Origin of the sequence: Rossellomorea sp. NPDC077527 (assembly GCF_044542955.1) — a bacterium.
Lineage (GTDB): Bacteria > Bacillota > Bacilli > Bacillales > Bacillaceae_B > Rossellomorea > Rossellomorea aquimaris_E.
The window spans coordinates 743,019-759,773 of sequence record NZ_JBITVL010000003.1; the positions used below are offsets into that span (position 1 = coordinate 743,019).

Here is a 16,755-nt window from a genome sequence, read left to right on the forward strand (position 1 = left end):
AAGTGTACAAAAAAGGGGTGGGAATGGTCAATGGTCCGAATTTTCTCTTATATAAAAGAAAACCCCGCCTTCCACATGGAAAGCGGGACGTTCATTTTTTACGATTTAATGATATTCATCTTTTTCAAAAATGGGATGGGATGCTGTTTTCTGAACAATTCGGTTACAAAGTATGGAATGCCTTTTTCAACCTGGCTGCGGGTGATCCAGTTCGCCGCCTCCCTTACCTGCTTTGGTGCATCCCCTATTGCGACCCCGAGGCCGCAGCACTCCATGGAATCAATGTCATCGATCCCCGATCCGACCATCACGATTTGTTCCTTTTTCACTCCCAGGCGTTCAGACAGATACATTAGGCCACGGAGCTTTGAAACTCCCCTCGGTACGATATCCAGTTTATAATCAGATGTCGGAACGGCGTCCACTTCTTCATACATCCCTTTCAGTGAGGCGACGACATCCCATACATCCTCCCTGTGCTCCATGACCACAGATATTTTCGGAACAGACATTGGATTCTCCAGAAGATGGTCGCTTACACGATCCACGAACTGTTTGCTATAAATTAATTTCGATTCACGCTGCCAGGAAACCTTCGCCATCTCCCTTGCCCCTGTGTTTGCTTTGCCCACGATGGACTTCCTTTCATGGGAGAGGTGTACTTGGCTTGAGAAACCTTCCAGAAATTGAACAATTTCATACGTAATGTCTTCAGCAATCTTTTTCACATACATCGGTTTTTCAAGTTCAGCAGCGATATATGCACCGCTATGGGTTACAATCGGGCTATCAAGCTTCAGGGCTTTGGCCACTTTCTTTGCTGAAGCAAAGCTCCTGCTTGTAACCAATGTGACCGGAACTCCTTTATCTTGAACGTACTCAATTGCTTCCCTCGTTTCCTTCGCAATTTTTCCGTTATCATTTACGATGGTGCCATCAATATTTAAAGCAAGCATTCTATAGATCATCGTTGGTGTCCCCCCTATATGTTGTCTACTCCCTTTCTTTACTTTTATGAAGGAGGGTAGACAAATATGACAAGGGGCGGGATAGGAAATGTTGACTCATGAATGAAGTGTGGAAGGATTTGAGTGCTATACACCTTAGAAATGGGTGTTAATAGTGGAGTTACGTGAAAAGATCCTTACGATATCCGTTTAAATGGGAGGTCTGGAGTATGGATGAGTCTTTCTGGGAAGGGTATAAAACAATGATTGCGTCGTTTTCGGGCTTGAATGCGTCATTTTTGGATTTATTGCGTCATTCCCGAACTTAATTGCGTCGTTTTTTCAATTATTGCGTCATTTCCGACCCTAATCGCTTCATTTAACAATAAATGAAAAAAACACAGATACACACAACTAACTATCTCACCACTAGCACAACAAAAAAAAACCGACTCCCCATCAGGAAGTCGGTCCCTATTCACCACTATTATTTCTGCATAGAACCGTATAGTTCTTCAAGCGGCTTCATGATGACTTTGTTTAAGTCATTGATGACCATGCTCATGCGTTGCTCAGCTTCCATTAGCTTAGCAATTTTTTCGTGTTGTTGAACAAGTTGAGCCGTTTTTTGCGCTTGCTCTACTTCTTCTTGGGTGATTTCTTCACCGCTCATTTGTTTTTGTTGAAGCGTCATTTGAATGTTTCTGAAGTTTTCAAACATCTTGCTTGCAGATTCATCATTGTTTACTTCATCATACATTTTCTTCAGTTGTAAAAATTCATCGCTCTGACGCAATGCACTTTCTAATTCGTTCGCTTGATCGTATAAGTTAATAGCCAAAATACGTACCTCCTATAATTTCACTCTCCCCCACTATAACAAACAATAGTGGGGATTTCTAGGAAGGACCCTTAAACAGCGTAAATCAGGAGATCAAAAGGGCGATAATCCCTTGTACGATCCCGATCACTCCCCCGAGCAATGCCCCGAGATATGTGATCATTTTGAACTCTCTTCGTGAAATGCCAAGTACGAGTTCTTCCAATCTGCCAACGGAAAAAGATTCGACCTGCTCCTGCACAATATGCTGCAGATGCATCTTTTCCATCAGGTTCGGAATTTTTCGGGATAAGAGGTCCGTCCCTTTATCCACCCATTTAGGAAGTTCTGTGTTAAAGAAGGTTTCTTGATGCGGCTCGAGCCATTGTCTGAGCGGTTTGGATAGATGTCCTTCAATGTTGACGAGTTTGACGAGGGAGGTCTGAGCTGACCTGATCAAGTCTTCTTCCGGCAATCTATCGATGAATTCTTCCAGCTTCATTTGCTTCAGTTTCGCCCACTCTTTGATGAGCAGATTAAAGAGGATTTCCTGTGTTCCTTCATGCTTGATGAACTTCACGATTTCAGGCTGTACCTTATCCGCAACCGATGTGTTACCGAGGAACATGCCAAGCATATTGCCCAGCATACCGCGTTCTTTCAGAAAATCATCGATCATGACTTTCACTTTCATCTTTCCTTCCGGGCTGGTGAAATAGGTTTCCGCCCGATCAGCGATGAAGTCAACAAGCTTCGGAATACTTTCTGACACTTTTTCCTGCCATTTTTCAGGAAGTGTCTCTTCCAAGGTCCTAGATGTATACGAAGCTTTGGCATCCTTCAACTTATCTGCAACCCACTCCTCCAGCCATTCATTCAGTCTTTCCGAAGACACGGGGACTTGCAGGATATTGAGCCATTCGTTCACTGACTTATCGGATGTGAACACCGGCTTTAATTCTTCTGTGAGCCAACCGGTCACATCTTTTTGAAATTCTTCGTTCATTACTTTTTTCTGAAGGCTTTCAGGTGTGATAAGATGATCCACCACCATCTTCCCGAGTTGCTCCGCCAATTCCCCCCGGCGCTTCGGGATCAAACCCGGCGTGAATGGAACTTTAAATTTTCCAATATAATATGCCCGATAAGGTCTGAATAACATTTTTATCGCTAACGAATTGGTGACTCCTCCGATGAGGGCCCCTACAATTACCATAAACAATATGAGGATGAAAGCATCCAGCATGAGTGCACCTTCCTTTTCTACTTCTCTCGTTTGAACATTTTGCCCATGTTTACATAGAATGCTATATCAACATTAGCCCAATAAATCATTATAGAGTCATTATTACGGGTTATGCAAACGGGGAATGCCTGATGAAGATAAAATGTTCATTTCGTTCGCATTTAAATACAAATGATCATCACCATTTGTATGTTCCAACAAGAATAATGAAGAACCTTACATTTAAACGGCACATGACGTTGAAATGCGGGAATTCTCTTCTCGATGTCATATGCATGGAAACAAAAGCCGATTCCTTACAGATTATGTTGGATACGACGGATTCATTATTCGCGTCTTTACCAAATCTGGAGAGTATATGGGTTTCCACCGATGAAAGAAAAGGCATCATCCATCTGGGACCTGTTGTCGCGCTATTAATCAATCAGTCCATACAAACACACTCTTTAAAAGAATATTTTACAGAGTGTCAGGACTGGTTTCAACGAAAAGGTGGATTTTTCTACCTGCTTCCACTTTCCTCCTTTATCGGAAATGAAACAGGAGGAGTCGTTCACAACGGAAGCGATTGGGAAACCAAAGATCTCCCGCTTCCCCATCTGATTTACAATCGATGTCATTCTCGAAAGATGGAGAGATCCCCATCCTTTCAAAAGGCCCTTATCCGCTTACGGGAAAAGGACATTAGCCTATTCAATTCCGGCTTCCTGGCCAAAGATGAGGTCTACCATGCATTAAAAGACAGCCCTGTCATCTCACAGCATCTGCCTGAAACCGTACAGGGATTCGATTCCTTGGAAGAAATGCTGACCGATTTCCAAGATGTATTCATTAAAGGGATCAACGGAAGCAAAGGCCGTTACATCATGCGCATCCAGAAAAGAGACTCTGGATTTCACATGCGTCAAAACACATTTTCGACTGAAAACCCGCTGACCTTCCCGTCTTACTCCGCTCTCTACAAACAAATTCGGTCCTGGTGTAAGAGCACTTCATATATAGTACAGGAGACTATTCCCTTCCTATCAATAGAAGATCAGCCATTAGACTTTCGCTTCCTCTGTCACCAGAATCGGAAGGGGGATTGGGAGTTGGTTTCTTCCGTAGCACGCATTGCCGCACGTGATCAATTCGTGGCAAATGTCGATCAGGGTGGCAGGATCGAAAAACCCCTCCTCGTCTTACAGTCTTTCTTTTCTCCTCAGCAAAGCAGAACCATTCTGAAGGAGATGAAGGAATTATGTATCGTTTCCGCAAAGTTACTGGCCGATAGCCTTGAAGGGCATTTCGCAGAGTTTGGCATTGATGTGGGTATAGATGAAAGTGGAAAACCTTGGCTGATCGAGATCAACTCCAAGCCTTCTAAACGAACGTACTTAGAAAACGATCGAATTCGCCCGTCGGTTAAAGCTCTTTATGAATACAGTTTCTCAAAATGGATTGAATAAGGAGGATTATTACGATGAATCATTCTTTGGGCATCATGACCCTCACACCACAGTCAACGAACGATTACTTTCTTGAAATCGCCAGACACTCCAATTCTTATCCGATTGACCTTTACCTGTTCTCTCCTCAAGGGATATCTCCTTTAAATGAAACAGTGGAGGGGCTTCACTACGACAAGGTCAAGGGAGAATGGGAAAAAGACGTCTTCGAAATACCGGAGTATATCTATGACAGGACGTATTATCAGAATGATTTAACGTCCCGGCAGGCAAGGGCCGTCGTTCAGTGGTTAAAGAACCAGAAGCATATCCGTTTCCTTGGTTACGGATTACCAAATAAATGGCATTTGTATGAGAAGCTCACCCAAACCTCCCTTGCCCCCTACATTCCTGAAACCTATTTAGTAACGGATAGAAATCATTTATTACATCTCCTTAACCAACATAAAGATATCATCATCAAACCAGTGGATGGGGCTCACGGATTTGCCGTTTATCATCTCATAACAACCCAGCAGGAGATCAGGGTACGTACAACTAAGAAACAAGGGATCATTGAACAATCTTTCCCAAGTGATGAATTTTTTCTAAAATGGGCCGAACACATCCTTAAGCAGCACACGTTCATTTGTCAAAAACGGTTATTGAACCAGACAAAAGAAGAAGCACCTTTCGATATTCGCATCCTCCTGAATAAAGATGCGAGCGGAGAATGGAGAGAATTCCAACGGGCAATCCGTGTAGGTGAAAGGAATGGCATTTTGACGAATATCAGCCGTGGAGCATCCTATATTTCCTACATCGATTGGAAGAGTACCCATAATTCAGATTCGTGGGACTTTATCGAACATGAACTACGTACCATTTTAGAGGAGATCCCCCTACTTCTTGAGGAACAATTTTCTCCCTTATTTGAAATAGGTGTCGATTTAATCATCGCACAGGATAATTCCCTTTGGGTTCTGGATATGAACTCTAAACCGGGTCACAAAGTCGTACATTCATTACAGCCTGGTAAGCTTACACCATTATACAAAGCACCTTTGGATTATTGTGAATTTCTATCCTCTCAATCTCTTCTATCCTTAAGGCGAGGTGATTTTTAATGCTTCACACGTATAAAGTCGAACCATTTCAAGAAGAAGAGTGCTTACTCTATCTCCCCTCCGGATTCAGGCTCGAGGAAAGCAGCCTCCCACAGACAGTGATACTTGGGACCAAACGACAAACTGCCTCTTGCAGACGCCATCCGAATGGTCGCAATGTATTGGGGATCAGCACTGGCTTGGCCAGAAAACTGAATCTTCCTAGCAAGGTCGAATCCCTCTCACTTTTTTGTAAGGATGATTGTTTATATGCAGGAGTACTGATTGGCATATTCACTGCGGGGTTTACTAGCTTCCGGTTAAGCCCCATCGGTCAACGCTCTCATTTCTTTAAAAAACTATTATCGGTCCAATCTTCTCTTGGGGTTATTCCCTTTGTGTTTGGGGAGCGACATATCGATTGGGAAAATGGGTTGATTAATGGTTTTTTCCATTTTGGGGAAGGGTGGGAAGTGGAAAAGATCCCTTTTCCAAATGTGATATATGACAGACTTCCAAACCGGCGAAGCGAAAAGAGGAAAACGTATCAGAATCTGAAGGAGAGGTTGCAGAGAGAATACGGAATCCCTTGGTATAATCCAGGATTTTTCAATAAGCTCGACCTTTTTGAGAGGTTGGAAAACGACGGGACCGTTCAGCGATTCCTGCCGGAAACCCGACCATTCCAATCTTTCGATGACATGGAGCGGATGCTATCATCCTATCACCATATTTATCTCAAACCGAAAAACGGAAGTCTTGGTAACGGAATCCACAAAATCACGTATAACCGGTCTTCTGATGAATATTATTGCCGTTTCAGAGATCATGATCAGAAGAATCGGTTACTTAAATTTAATAGCTTGGAAAGACTGACAAATACTGTTTTCAAAAACCGGAATCTGGACACTTTTATCGTTCAGCAGGGGATTTCCTTACTGAAAGAAAATAACCGGCCCATCGACTTCAGGGTTCATACGAATAAAGACGAAGAAGGAAACTGGCAGGTCAGCGCAATGGCCGGGAAGGTCGCCGGTTCAGGAAGTGTGACGACTCATGCGAATAACGGTGGAATCGTAAAAGTGCTATCAGAACTATTTCCTGATGATACGGAAAGACAAAACATCGAAGAGCGTTTAAAGGATGCTGCCTTGTTGCTTTCATATGCGATCGAGGAGAATCTTGAAGGATATATTGGCGAAATCGGATTCGATTTCGGTGTGGACGACAACCATCAAGTATGGATGTTTGAAGCCAATTCAAAGCCTGGCAGATCAATATTCTCGCATCCCGAATTAAAGGATTATGATTTATTAACAAGAAAGCTCGCCTTATCTTTCGGAATCTTCCTTACTCAGCAAAGCTTACATCATCCTGAGGAAATGATTCCATGAATATCCTTTATGATCGAACCAAGAGGACCTTTTTTCACTCTGAAGAGACCATCACGACTTTCGGATTTGCAAAGAATTCCTTTCTTTTATCCACTAAAGACACCAATCAAAGCTATCTATTCGATGTGTCAACAGGTAAGAATTCTAAAGCCATCCCCCTAATCGGCATTGTCTCTAGTAAAGAAGGCAGAAGTAAATACAAGGGGAACTTTGAGTTATTCCGTTCGATTCAACAGGACGTGGAAAAATCCGGTGGAATCTGTTTCGTTTTTTCTCCGCAGGATGTGTTTGGAGATACCATTTGGGGGATCGTATATAACCAAACTTTACACAAATGGGTAAGGTGCCTTTTTCCGGTTCCGAATGTTATTTATAATCGGGTTCCATCACGGAACGCGGAACAAAACCAATCGTATGAAAAACTACTCGCCTTTATCAAGAAGCATAACATTTCTTTTTTCAACCCCCATTTTTTTAATAAATGGGAAATTTATGAACTTCTATCGAAGAACGCAGAGCTCAAATCATATTTGCCCCGGACTGAACTTGTGACGGATGAAGATTCCTTAACACGCTTTCTGTCAACTCATAAAAAAATATATGTAAAGCCCTCCCTTTCTTCCCAAGGGAAAGGGATCAGGCTGATTGATAAGGACCCGAATGGCGGGATAATGTGTAGAAGTGTAAAAAAAATAGAGAGATTCGCATCACTCTCACGCCTTCAACAAACATATCAGGAATGGTTCTCTGGCGGTCAATGGATCATGCAGGAAGCCGTTCCATGTAAGTCGCTCCATGATCACCGCTTTGATTTTCGCATTTTAGTTCTCCATACAGGAGAAGATTTTCGATTGATTGGGATTGGTGTCCGCATGTCTCAACGTCAGGAGGTCACCACCCATGTACCTGCAGGGGGGAAGGTCATTTCCTTGAAAGAGGCAGCTGACGCGGAAATAAAAAAGGAAATTTCAAAGATTGTTCAAGCTTGCGGGGAGGAGCTGGCTAAATCCTTTGGCTATGTCGGGGAGTTTTCCATCGACCTTGCACCGAGGGAACAAGGTGGTCTGGTTTTATTTGAAATCAATTCTAAACCTATGAGCTTTGATGAGGTTGAAATTGAAACTAAGCGGAGAATACAGCTTGTCCGTACGTTCCTCACACTCAGTTCCCAAAACATGGAAGGTTGAATCTTCGAGAAGGTTCAACCTTTTCTCAATCGTTTATCGTAATGAATTATAGATGGTTGAGAATCTGGTTGCATGTTCCTGTTCATCCGTCATGGCAATAAAAAGAGGCTTATACGCTTGTTGATTCGGAATCTCGAGGAGCATATCCCTGTAAAAGTCTGCCGCTTCCAGTTCATCCTTCAAGGCCCGAAGCACCCCCTCTTTAAAGGTGGTGAAACCCACTTTTTCTTTCTTATGCTCATAATACTCACCTGTTAATAAATAATGAAGATATTGAAACATTTCATAGTGTTCTTTTTCATCCTTTTGGGCATGTTCGATAAACTCCACGTATAATGGATTATTGGTCCTCGCTTTTAACTCTTTATAGAAATAATAACCTGTCCATTCATCACTTATTGCCTTTTGCAAATCACGAATAAACGAATTCATTCTCCGTCCCTCCCCTATCTCTTCAGTAAATTCTATTAGAGGAGACACGCATTTATGATACATTTCACAGCTGGTCCTACACAGGTGGAGTTAAAACGTTTACAATATGATTGGAGGTGATGCACGATGATCCAACATTTTCAATATAAGAACATGTTTGACAATAAACAGCTGCCCGGCTGGACATTCTCCTTTTACTTCGGGGGGACGAAATTCACAGGAATTTACCACAAAGACGGCAGAATCGAATGGACCGGTCACATTCCTGCAGATGATGTGGAAGAAACTCTTAAGAAACAGCTCCATGAACTGATGCTCTTCCATGTATATGAGTGATAAAGCTTACATAGTTCTTCTCTCACGAAAATTTCAGCATAGCACGTGCATAACTTCAGCCTCCTTTCTAACACTATAGAAAGGAGGCTGGTATACCATGAAAAGAGAAAATAAAAACGATCAATTCCTTCCAGACACGAATTATGAAGGAAGAGAAAAAGCATTCCTCGATGTGGACCGTTTCATCAACGAAGGTATGTCCGGAGGTTCTGTCCATATGAGGGAAAACACGACAAACATCGAAGAAGCCATTGAAATCACAGACTACGAAGAACCGCCACAATAAAACAAAAAAGCTGCACATTGGGGATTTCTTCCCCAAAGGCAGCTTTTTACCATTTATCGGCTTCTTACAAGCATATTGACGGCTTCTTGAATCGCATCTTCCGCTTTCAAGCCCTCTTCTTCTGATTCGCGTATGCACGCTTCCAGGTTTTTCGCTACAATGAGTCCGATTGTACGGTCAACGGCAGTTCGAACGGCTGATAATTGAGTCACAACATCCTTACAGTGCTTCTCATCCTCCATCATTTTCAATACTCCGCGAACCTGACCTTCAAGACGTTTCATTCGATTCGTAACTTCTTTAGTATATTCCATTCTGGACACCCCATAAGAATTTATTCATTCTATAATAGTATTAAAATAAGCGTATTTTTGCAATCATGCGCTCTTTGAATACTCGAACGATTTCAGTACAATAGTCATTATAACCTTATTTACTATAATATTGAACAAAGAGGGATCAGATGTTTACACATTTACGTAAAAAATACCCCGATGCCGTAATCCAGCACCATTACCCTACAAACCTTGAATCCACGATGGTATGGTTTACAACTAAACATGAAGATGAATATATCGGAATTGACCAATCGGAACTATCCCAGGGAGAACTGGAATTATTAACATGCTTATTTAAACAAGTTGAACCCTCTCCTGTAAACGTGAATGATTCTCCAGCTTCTGTCGAGTGGTACAATTATTTGTTAGCAAATGGAGCTCCCCCCGTCACCAATGGAGAAGAATTCCGTGTTATTCAGTTCAGTTTGAACGAAGGTCAGAATCAGTTTCAACTGAAAGAAGCATTTCAGCATTTATTGCCACATGGGACAATCCTTATTTTTCTAGCTGATCGCATGGGCCTGCTCATCGAAGAGAATAACGAATGGACAATGGACGAAGAGCAATTACAATCCATTTCCCATGTTATTGAATCGGATTTTTTCGTCAGCCCTTCTTTTTATATTGGGCAATTTCACGAATTGAATGCTCAATACCCTGCTTTCTTTACTCATGAGCGGGAGCTATTTTCTTTTTCCAAAACCATTCAGAAGCAGGAGTTCATCCAAACGGCTGTGACGATTCTGCCAGAATTCATCCTTCACCACTTTCCTCAAAAATGGGAGGAGCATATGTTCAAAAAGGTGATAGACGTCTTTACTGAAGATCCGGAAATGATTCAAACCATCAAGGTCTTCCTCGAAAACCAATCAAATATCAGTCAGACGGCCAAGAAGTTATTCCTGCATCGAAACAGCGTACAATACCGCATTGATAAATTTATCGAAAAAACAAATATCGATATTAAACGTTTTCAAGGTGGCATTCTTGCCTATTTTGCCTATTTAAGCTTCCAATCTGACAACCTGCCCAAAAAGAATTAAGTATCTTTGTGCAGGTTGACCATATCGATTTGAATCCGCTTTCTCTACAATGAATACATAGATGAAAACGATTGCAAATCAAGGAGGAGAAACTATAATGGCAGAATTAAAACTCGAACATATCCACAAAATTTATGATAGTAAAGTAACGGCAGTTAATGACTTTAACCTCCACATTCAAGATAAAGAATTTATCGTATTCGTTGGACCTTCAGGCTGCGGGAAATCCACTACCCTTCGCATGATTGCGGGACTTGAAGAAATTTCAAAAGGCGATTTCTCCATTGATGGAAAACGTGTGAACGATGTAGCGCCTAAAGATCGTGACATCGCCATGGTGTTCCAGAACTATGCCTTATACCCACATATGAGCGTATATGATAATATGGCTTTCGGTCTTAAATTACGCAAGTTCGACAAACAGGAAATCGACCGCCGGGTGCAGGAAGCGGCTAAGATTCTTGGTCTAGAAGCGTTACTTGACCGTAAACCTAAAGCATTATCTGGTGGTCAACGTCAGCGTGTGGCCCTTGGCCGTGCGATCGTACGTGATGCGAAAGTATTCTTGATGGATGAGCCATTGTCTAACCTTGATGCAAAGCTTCGTGTACAGATGCGTGCAGAAATTGCCAAGTTGCACCAACGTCTACAAACAACAACCATTTACGTAACACATGACCAGACAGAAGCGATGACAATGGCTACACGGATTGTTGTCATGAAAGATGGAGTCATCCAGCAAGTCGGTTCCCCTAAAGAAGTTTACGATAAGCCTGAGAATGTCTTCGTAGGAGGATTCATTGGATCACCTGCCATGAACTTCTTCCACGGATCACTTGAGGATGGAAAGTTCGTTATCGGAAAAACGAAAGTTTCTGTACCTGAAGGAAAAATGAAGGTCCTTCGCGAACAAGGACATGTGGGCAAGAGTATCATTCTCGGTGTGCGTCCTGAAGATATCCATGATGAGCCACTCTTCTTAGATACTGCTGAAGGTGCGAAAATCACAGCAAAAATTGAAGTATCTGAATTGACGGGTGCTGAAACGATGCTATACTCTCAATTTGAAGGACAGGAGTTTGTAGCCCGCGTCGATTCCCGCACAGACATTTCTGCCGGTCAAACGATTGAACTGGCATTCGATATGAATAAAGCACATTTCTTTGATTCAGAATCTGAGTCTAGAATTCGTTAAAGATAAGAAAATGGCGCAGCCTTAAAAAAGGGCTGCGCCATTTTATGTTAAAATTCCGTCAAATCTATACTCTTTCCCTCTTCATCTCCACATCGGATACATGTAAAAAGATGTAGGCAAGTATCAGAGCAGCTGCTATTCGGAATACCGTCGGCTAATTGTACATGTTGTATATCCATATACGCACTGTACTCATCGTAAAAATCATAATATCTTCCTTGATCGGTTGTGGAGTCCCCGCATTTCTTACAGAGTCCCCTATATTCAACGATCCCGTTACATAATGCGCAAGCTTTCATGCTGTGTCACCATACTTTCAATCTTATTCATTGTATAGTGTTATCCTTATTACATTTCTGATGAATTATGTAGAAATCTTGCAGGGATTTTACAGGAATAAATTCCCTGTCATCGTGTTGAATATTATTCTCCAGAAAATCCATAATACCTAGTAACAAGGCAGCCACAAGCCTTCTCCCATCCTACTCGCTGGGTTACGCCATAAATAGATGGCCGCTCATGGAATAGCGGGCTGGTGCAATTCCAGCTGACCCAACCAAAAAAATCTTATACATTTTAAGGAGATGACAGATTATGCAACAGCAACAATCTCGCAGCAATTCATCTAACCAACTAGTAGCTCCAGGAGCTCAACAAGCAATCGACCAAATGAAGTACGAAATCGCTTCTGAATTTGGCGTACAATTAGGACCAGATGCAACAGCTCGTGCTAACGGTTCTGTAGGTGGAGAAATCACGAAACGCCTTGTTCAAATGGCTGAACAACAAATCGGCGGCGGGTACCAAAAATAATTAGCAATTTCATATGAATGGATCAAGCCCTCGGTCAAATGACCGGGGGCTTTAATAGTGTTGAATCGATCTGTCATTTAGGATTGACCATGCTCGCTGGATCGATCCATTTATCATACTGTTCCTCTGTCAGGTATCCAGACTCGATTGCGGCTTCTTTTAATGTGGAACCCGTTTGATGGGCCTTCTTGGCAATTTCGGCTGCCTTTTCATATCCGATATGCGGGTTTAATGCCGTCACGAGCATGAGGGACCTTTGCACAAAGTCCTCAATGACTTCTGTATTGGCTTCTAATCCTTTCACACATTTATCGTTGAAGGATTTCACACCATCCGTCAGAAGGCGTACGGATTGCAGGAAGTTATAAATGATGACCGGCTTAAACACATTCAATTCGAAATTTCCTTGACTGGCGGCAAATCCGATGGCAGCATCATTTCCGAAGATCTGGGTTGCGACCATCGTCACCGCCTCACTTTGTGTCGGATTCACTTTCCCCGGCATGATGGAGCTTCCCGGTTCATTAGCAGGAATCGTCAATTCCCCAATGCCACTTCGGGGACCGCTCGAAAGCCATCTGACATCGTTGGCGATTTTCATTAAATCTGCAGCCAATGCTTTCACAGCACCATGTACATACACGATTTCATCATGGGATGTCAGGGCGTGAAACTTATTATCGGATGAAACAAACTTGATCCCTGTCTGCGCTTCGAGTTGTTGTGCCACCTTATCACCGAATGTCGGATCTGCATTGATACCTGTCCCCACGGCTGTTCCTCCAATGGCGAGATTGACAAGTCTCTGTAGGCTTTCTCTCATCATACTATAGGACTTTTCCATCATGGACCGCCACCCGCTGATTTCCTGTCCAAGCGTTAACGGAGTAGCATCCTGTAAATGAGTACGGCCTATTTTAATGATATCCTGGAACTGTTTTTCTTTTTCTGTCAGGGTTCCGATAAACTCCTGGACAACAGGAAACAGCTTTGCTTCAATTTGTTGAAAAGCGGCAATATGCATGGCCGTCGGAAACGTATCATTGGAACTTTGGGACATATTCACATCATCATTGGGGTGGACCTTTTCCTCCGAACCCCCCTCAGCAAGGATTTCATTGGCACGATAAGCCACCACTTCATTGACGTTCATATTGGATTGAGTACCGCTCCCCGTTTGCCAAACGACCAGGGGGAAATGGGCATCCCAAGTTCCTTCAAGAACTTCATTGCAAGCTTGACCTATAGCCTTCATCTTCTCTTCCGAAAGCTTCCCAAGTGAATGATTGACTACCGCCGCCGCTTTTTTCAGCTGAGCAAAGGCATATGTAACCTCAATGGGCATTTTCTCTGTACCAATCTGGAAATTTTCTTTACTCCGCTGTGTCTGGGCACCCCAGTATTTTTCTTTCGGAACCTTCATTTCTCCTATTGTGTCGCGTTCTATACGATATTCCATTCTCATTCCTCCCTGTTTAACATTCATCTACTTCCATATTTCCACTAAATCGTTCCATCTAACCTTATTCTGAAAAGTTTATTAGGGACTTCTCGATTTATTCAAAAAATTTCGGGGGAATGAAGGTATGTTATGATGGTTTGATGCCAGTTGGGGTCAAACTTGTGCCGCTTTAGGGGGAACTTGTGCCACTTTGGACAAAACTTGTGCTACTTCCACACTAACTCGTGTCAAACTATTCTAGCCTTCCCCTCAAATGCAAAAAAAGATGGATAAGCATCCTACTTATCCATCTTTTTTCATTCTATTGTATTAAGTTCAGGAATTGTTTTGTACGTTCATTCTTCGGGTTCTCGAATACTTCGACTGGAGAACCTTCTTCGACAATATAGCCGCCATCCATGAAGAAGACCTTATCGGCAGCTTCTTTCGCGAATCTCATTTCGTGAGTCACCACGACCATGGTCATTCCTTCTTCGGCAAGGTCTTTCATCACCTTGAGGACCTCCCCTACCAATTCAGGATCCAGGGCAGAAGTCGGTTCATCAAAGAGCATCACTTCCGGCTCGATCGCAAGTGCCCTTGCGATTCCCACCCTTTGCTGCTGTCCTCCTGAGAGTTGGAAAGGATAGTAGTCCACTTTGTCACCAAGTCCCACTTTTTCAAGTAACCTGATGGCTTTTTCCCTTGTTTCTGCCTTATTTCGTTTTTGGACGACTGTAGGTCCTTCCATAACATTTTCCAGAGCTGTCATGTGGGGAAACAAGTTATAATTCTGGAATACCATTCCCGTTTTTCTTCTTAGTTTAATCAGCTCCTGCTTTGACACTTTCTTATTGAAATCCACGGTTGTCCCCTCTATGGAAACAGTACCGTCATTAGGGATCTCAAGAGCATTCAAGCAGCGGAGCAACGTCGTCTTCCCTGAACCAGATGGGCCAATCAGAACAATGACCTGTCCTTTATCGACCTCTATATTCATTCCCTTCAATACTTCTAACTGATCAAAACGTTTGGTTAATCCTTTGATGGAAATCATATTCAATCTCCTTTACTATTACTTGGCAATATACCGATCCAGACGGTTCTCGATGCGACCTTGTATGATGGATAAAATAAAGCAGATGATCCAGTAAAGCAGCGCTGCTTCCATGTACATGAGAAGGAATTCATAGTTCGTTGCAGCGATTTCCTGGGCTTTTCTGAACATTTCCGTCACAAGAATCAAGGAAGCAAGTGATGTATCCTTTACAAGGCTGATAAAGGAGTTAGATAATGGCGGAATGGATACCCGTGTCGCTTGAGGCAGGATGATTCTCTTTAATGCCTGAGAATACGTCATGCCGATCGAATATCCAGCTTCCCATTGTCCTTTCGGGATCGACTGAATCGCGGCACGAACGATTTCTGAAGAATACGCACCTTTATTCAATGTGAAAGCGATGATGGCAGAAGGGAACGGATCGAACTTGATCCCCAGAGTAGGCAACCCGTAGAAAATGATAAATAACTGGACAAGTAAAGGGGTCCCTCTTATCGCAGACACATAAAACCGGGCAATCCCCCGTAAGATTGATATATTTGACAGACGGGCAAGAGCAGTCAGAACAGCCAGGATCATCCCTAAAGCAAATGAAATGAGCGTTAGAGGTATAGAATAATACAAAGCCCCCTCTAACATAGGAAGCAGGGAGCTTTGTAAAATATCAATCATTGCTTGAGGATCCTGGTAAATGCTACTTAGGAGATACATCTTCTCCGAACCACTTATCAGAGATTTCTTTGTACGTACCGTCTTCCATCATTTCCTCTAACGCTTTATTTACTTCTTCCACCAATTTGTCGTTCCCCTTACGGAACATCAGGCCACTCTGACCTGCATCTTCAGCTTCAGCCGCAATCTTGATGTTTGCGTTTGGCTGTTTCTTTAAATAATCAAGAATCGAAATCTTATCGTTGACTGTCACATCCACTCTGCCTTGTTCCAGAAGTTGAATGGACTGAGCTAGACCTTCAACGCCTTGGATTTTCGCTCCGTTCTTCTCAGCGATGTCACGGTAGTTACTTGTCAGGGACTGTGCAGAAGTTAATCCCTTGATGTCTTCGAACGAAGTAACATCCTTGTTATCCTTGGACACAACGACTACAGCACTTGATTCAATATATGGTTTAGAGAAATCATATTTCTTCTCGCGATCTTCGCGGATCCCCACTTGGTTGGCGATCATATCAAAACGCTTGGAGTTCAATCCTTCAAACATTGCATCCCACTGAGTTTCCTGGAATTTCGCTTCAACACCTAAACGTTTTGCTACATCACGGGCGATTTCCACATCAAATCCTGTTAGTTTCCCAGCTTCATCATGGAACGTGAATGGAGGATATGTACCTTCCGTCCCTACTAGTAATTCGCCATCTTCTTTCACTTTATCGTAAAGAGATGTTTTTTCATCTTTCGAATCTCCATTAGATTCTTCTTTATCTTTAGATTGACCACATGCAGCTAATACCATAGATAAGGTGATTAGCATAATGATGGATAATTTCCACTTTTTCATCGTAAAACCCCCACTATTCTTATCGGATTTAATTCGTTACGATTGTCATCATAAAACGATACAGGAAATAAGTCAACATAAATGTTTTAATTCGAGAATTTTTCTTGTATACATTCTAGTATGCATCCCTGAATACACAATCATGTAAAAAACGATTGTTATGAGATA

At 42.5% G+C, this 16,755-nt stretch carries 18 protein-coding genes; 9 read left to right on the plus strand and 9 right to left on the minus strand.

Annotated elements, in window-relative coordinates:
* Window positions 1–98: 98 nt before the first annotated feature.
* From ACIGG7_RS13660 to ACIGG7_RS13670, 3 genes are all read right to left on the minus strand, one after another.
* Complete coding sequence (locus ACIGG7_RS13660) at window positions 99–968, minus strand: Cof-type HAD-IIB family hydrolase (RefSeq protein ID WP_397549974.1); 870 nt, start codon at window positions 966–968, stop codon at window positions 99–101.
* A 466-nt stretch (window positions 969–1,434) separates the two neighbouring features.
* Window positions 1,435–1,788 (minus strand): YlbF/YmcA family competence regulator, encoded by a 354-nt coding sequence (locus ACIGG7_RS13665; protein ID WP_224941666.1) that lies wholly within the window; start codon window positions 1,786–1,788, stop codon window positions 1,435–1,437.
* An 85-nt stretch (window positions 1,789–1,873) separates the two neighbouring features.
* A complete protein-coding gene (locus tag ACIGG7_RS13670; protein ID WP_397549975.1) occupies window positions 1,874–3,013 on the minus strand; it encodes a DUF445 domain-containing protein in 1,140 nt (379 codons plus the stop codon).
* A 131-nt stretch (window positions 3,014–3,144) separates the two neighbouring features.
* Between ACIGG7_RS13670 and ACIGG7_RS13675 the strand changes: the two genes are divergently transcribed.
* From ACIGG7_RS13675 to ACIGG7_RS13690, 4 genes are read left to right on the plus strand one after another with little or no spacing between them, the layout of a single operon-like run.
* The gene (locus ACIGG7_RS13675) at window positions 3,145–4,461 is read left to right on the plus strand and encodes a YheC/YheD family endospore coat-associated protein (protein WP_397549976.1); all 1,317 of its coding nucleotides are present in this window, start codon (window positions 3,145–3,147) and stop codon (window positions 4,459–4,461) included.
* Window positions 4,462–4,475: 14 nt separating this feature from the next.
* Window positions 4,476–5,567, plus strand: a complete 1,092-nt coding sequence (locus tag ACIGG7_RS13680; protein WP_397549977.1) for a YheC/YheD family endospore coat-associated protein — start codon at window positions 4,476–4,478, stop codon at window positions 5,565–5,567.
* Window positions 5,567–6,940 carry a YheC/YheD family endospore coat-associated protein gene (locus ACIGG7_RS13685; RefSeq protein WP_224941670.1) on the plus strand — a complete coding sequence of 458 codons (1,374 nt, stop codon included), beginning with the start codon at window positions 5,567–5,569 and terminating at the stop codon, window positions 6,938–6,940. Before ACIGG7_RS13680 ends, ACIGG7_RS13685 begins: the two co-directional genes overlap by 1 nt.
* The gene (locus tag ACIGG7_RS13690) at window positions 6,937–8,127 is read left to right on the plus strand and encodes a YheC/YheD family endospore coat-associated protein (RefSeq protein WP_397549978.1); all 1,191 of its coding nucleotides are present in this window, start codon (window positions 6,937–6,939) and stop codon (window positions 8,125–8,127) included. Before ACIGG7_RS13685 ends, ACIGG7_RS13690 begins: the two co-directional genes overlap by 4 nt.
* A gap of 33 nt (window positions 8,128–8,160) precedes the next feature.
* On the opposite strand, the gene ACIGG7_RS13695 is transcribed toward ACIGG7_RS13690, so the two are convergent.
* Entirely contained in the window at window positions 8,161–8,559 is a 399-nt protein-coding gene (locus ACIGG7_RS13695) for a ferritin family protein (protein WP_224941672.1), read from the minus strand.
* A gap of 126 nt (window positions 8,560–8,685) precedes the next feature.
* Between ACIGG7_RS13695 and ACIGG7_RS13700 the strand changes: the two genes are divergently transcribed.
* Together ACIGG7_RS13700 and ACIGG7_RS13705 are read left to right on the plus strand one after the other, a co-directional pair.
* A complete protein-coding gene (locus ACIGG7_RS13700) occupies window positions 8,686–8,895 on the plus strand; it encodes a YheE family protein (RefSeq protein ID WP_224941673.1) in 210 nt (69 codons plus the stop codon).
* A 97-nt stretch (window positions 8,896–8,992) separates the two neighbouring features.
* Window positions 8,993–9,181, plus strand: a complete 189-nt coding sequence (locus tag ACIGG7_RS13705; protein WP_224941674.1) for a hypothetical protein — start codon at window positions 8,993–8,995, stop codon at window positions 9,179–9,181.
* A 53-nt stretch (window positions 9,182–9,234) separates the two neighbouring features.
* On the opposite strand, the gene ACIGG7_RS13710 is transcribed toward ACIGG7_RS13705, so the two are convergent.
* Complete coding sequence (locus tag ACIGG7_RS13710; protein ID WP_224941675.1) at window positions 9,235–9,495, minus strand: metal-sensitive transcriptional regulator; 261 nt, start codon at window positions 9,493–9,495, stop codon at window positions 9,235–9,237.
* Window positions 9,496–9,644: 149 nt separating this feature from the next.
* Between ACIGG7_RS13710 and ACIGG7_RS13715 the strand changes: the two genes are divergently transcribed.
* The 3 genes from ACIGG7_RS13715 to ACIGG7_RS13725 all read left to right on the plus strand — a co-directional run bounded on the left by ACIGG7_RS13715 (window position 9,645) and on the right by ACIGG7_RS13725 (window position 12,570).
* Window positions 9,645–10,562 carry a PucR family transcriptional regulator gene (locus tag ACIGG7_RS13715; RefSeq protein WP_397549979.1) on the plus strand — a complete coding sequence of 306 codons (918 nt, stop codon included), beginning with the start codon at window positions 9,645–9,647 and terminating at the stop codon, window positions 10,560–10,562.
* Between the two features lie 97 nt (window positions 10,563–10,659).
* Window positions 10,660–11,757 (plus strand): ABC transporter ATP-binding protein, encoded by a 1,098-nt coding sequence (locus ACIGG7_RS13720; RefSeq protein WP_397549980.1) that lies wholly within the window; start codon window positions 10,660–10,662, stop codon window positions 11,755–11,757.
* 594 nt (window positions 11,758–12,351) lie between these two features.
* Entirely contained in the window at window positions 12,352–12,570 is a 219-nt protein-coding gene (locus ACIGG7_RS13725; RefSeq protein ID WP_034763234.1) for an alpha/beta-type small acid-soluble spore protein, read from the plus strand.
* Window positions 12,571–12,643: 73 nt separating this feature from the next.
* On the opposite strand, the gene fumC is transcribed toward ACIGG7_RS13725, so the two are convergent.
* From fumC to ACIGG7_RS13745, 4 genes are all read right to left on the minus strand, one after another.
* Complete coding sequence (gene fumC / locus ACIGG7_RS13730; RefSeq protein WP_397549981.1) at window positions 12,644–14,029, minus strand: class II fumarate hydratase; 1,386 nt, start codon at window positions 14,027–14,029, stop codon at window positions 12,644–12,646.
* Window positions 14,030–14,333: 304 nt separating this feature from the next.
* Window positions 14,334–15,068 carry an amino acid ABC transporter ATP-binding protein gene (locus ACIGG7_RS13735; protein WP_397549982.1) on the minus strand — a complete coding sequence of 245 codons (735 nt, stop codon included), beginning with the start codon at window positions 15,066–15,068 and terminating at the stop codon, window positions 14,334–14,336.
* A gap of 18 nt (window positions 15,069–15,086) precedes the next feature.
* Window positions 15,087–15,782, minus strand: a complete 696-nt coding sequence (locus tag ACIGG7_RS13740) for an amino acid ABC transporter permease (protein WP_224941680.1) — start codon at window positions 15,780–15,782, stop codon at window positions 15,087–15,089.
* Window positions 15,766–16,587, minus strand: coding sequence for an amino acid ABC transporter substrate-binding protein (locus tag ACIGG7_RS13745; RefSeq protein ID WP_397549983.1), 822 nt, complete (start codon window positions 16,585–16,587; stop codon window positions 15,766–15,768). The genes ACIGG7_RS13740 and ACIGG7_RS13745 overlap by 17 nt, the downstream gene beginning before the upstream one ends.
* Between the last annotated feature and the right edge of the window lie 168 nt (window positions 16,588–16,755).

Excerpts from the sequence above, each read along its gene's own strand:
- ACIGG7_RS13660 (WP_397549974.1), bottom strand. The coding sequence starts at position 968 with ATGATCTATAGAATGCTTGCTTTAAATATTGATGGCACCATCGTAAAT.
- ACIGG7_RS13670 (WP_397549975.1), bottom strand. The coding sequence starts at position 3,013 with ATGCTGGATGCTTTCATCCTCATATTGTTTATGGTAATTGTAGGGGCC.
- ACIGG7_RS13675 (WP_397549976.1), top strand. The coding sequence starts at position 3,145 with ATGAAGATAAAATGTTCATTTCGTTCGCATTTAAATACAAATGATCAT.
- ACIGG7_RS13680 (WP_397549977.1), top strand. The coding sequence starts at position 4,476 with ATGAATCATTCTTTGGGCATCATGACCCTCACACCACAGTCAACGAAC.
- ACIGG7_RS13685 (WP_224941670.1), top strand. The coding sequence starts at position 5,567 with ATGCTTCACACGTATAAAGTCGAACCATTTCAAGAAGAAGAGTGCTTA.
- ACIGG7_RS13690 (WP_397549978.1), top strand. The coding sequence starts at position 6,937 with ATGAATATCCTTTATGATCGAACCAAGAGGACCTTTTTTCACTCTGAA.
- ACIGG7_RS13695 (WP_224941672.1), bottom strand. The coding sequence starts at position 8,559 with ATGAATTCGTTTATTCGTGATTTGCAAAAGGCAATAAGTGATGAATGG.
- ACIGG7_RS13700 (WP_224941673.1), top strand. The coding sequence starts at position 8,686 with ATGATCCAACATTTTCAATATAAGAACATGTTTGACAATAAACAGCTG.
- ACIGG7_RS13705 (WP_224941674.1), top strand. The coding sequence starts at position 8,993 with ATGAAAAGAGAAAATAAAAACGATCAATTCCTTCCAGACACGAATTAT.
- ACIGG7_RS13710 (WP_224941675.1), bottom strand. The coding sequence starts at position 9,495 with ATGGAATATACTAAAGAAGTTACGAATCGAATGAAACGTCTTGAAGGT.
- ACIGG7_RS13715 (WP_397549979.1), top strand. The coding sequence starts at position 9,645 with ATGTTTACACATTTACGTAAAAAATACCCCGATGCCGTAATCCAGCAC.
- ACIGG7_RS13720 (WP_397549980.1), top strand. The coding sequence starts at position 10,660 with ATGGCAGAATTAAAACTCGAACATATCCACAAAATTTATGATAGTAAA.
- ACIGG7_RS13725 (WP_034763234.1), top strand. The coding sequence starts at position 12,352 with ATGCAACAGCAACAATCTCGCAGCAATTCATCTAACCAACTAGTAGCT.
- fumC (WP_397549981.1), bottom strand. The coding sequence starts at position 14,029 with ATGGAATATCGTATAGAACGCGACACAATAGGAGAAATGAAGGTTCCG.
- ACIGG7_RS13735 (WP_397549982.1), bottom strand. The coding sequence starts at position 15,068 with ATGATTTCCATCAAAGGATTAACCAAACGTTTTGATCAGTTAGAAGTA.
- ACIGG7_RS13740 (WP_224941680.1), bottom strand. The coding sequence starts at position 15,782 with ATGTATCTCCTAAGTAGCATTTACCAGGATCCTCAAGCAATGATTGAT.
- ACIGG7_RS13745 (WP_397549983.1), bottom strand. The coding sequence starts at position 16,587 with ATGAAAAAGTGGAAATTATCCATCATTATGCTAATCACCTTATCTATG.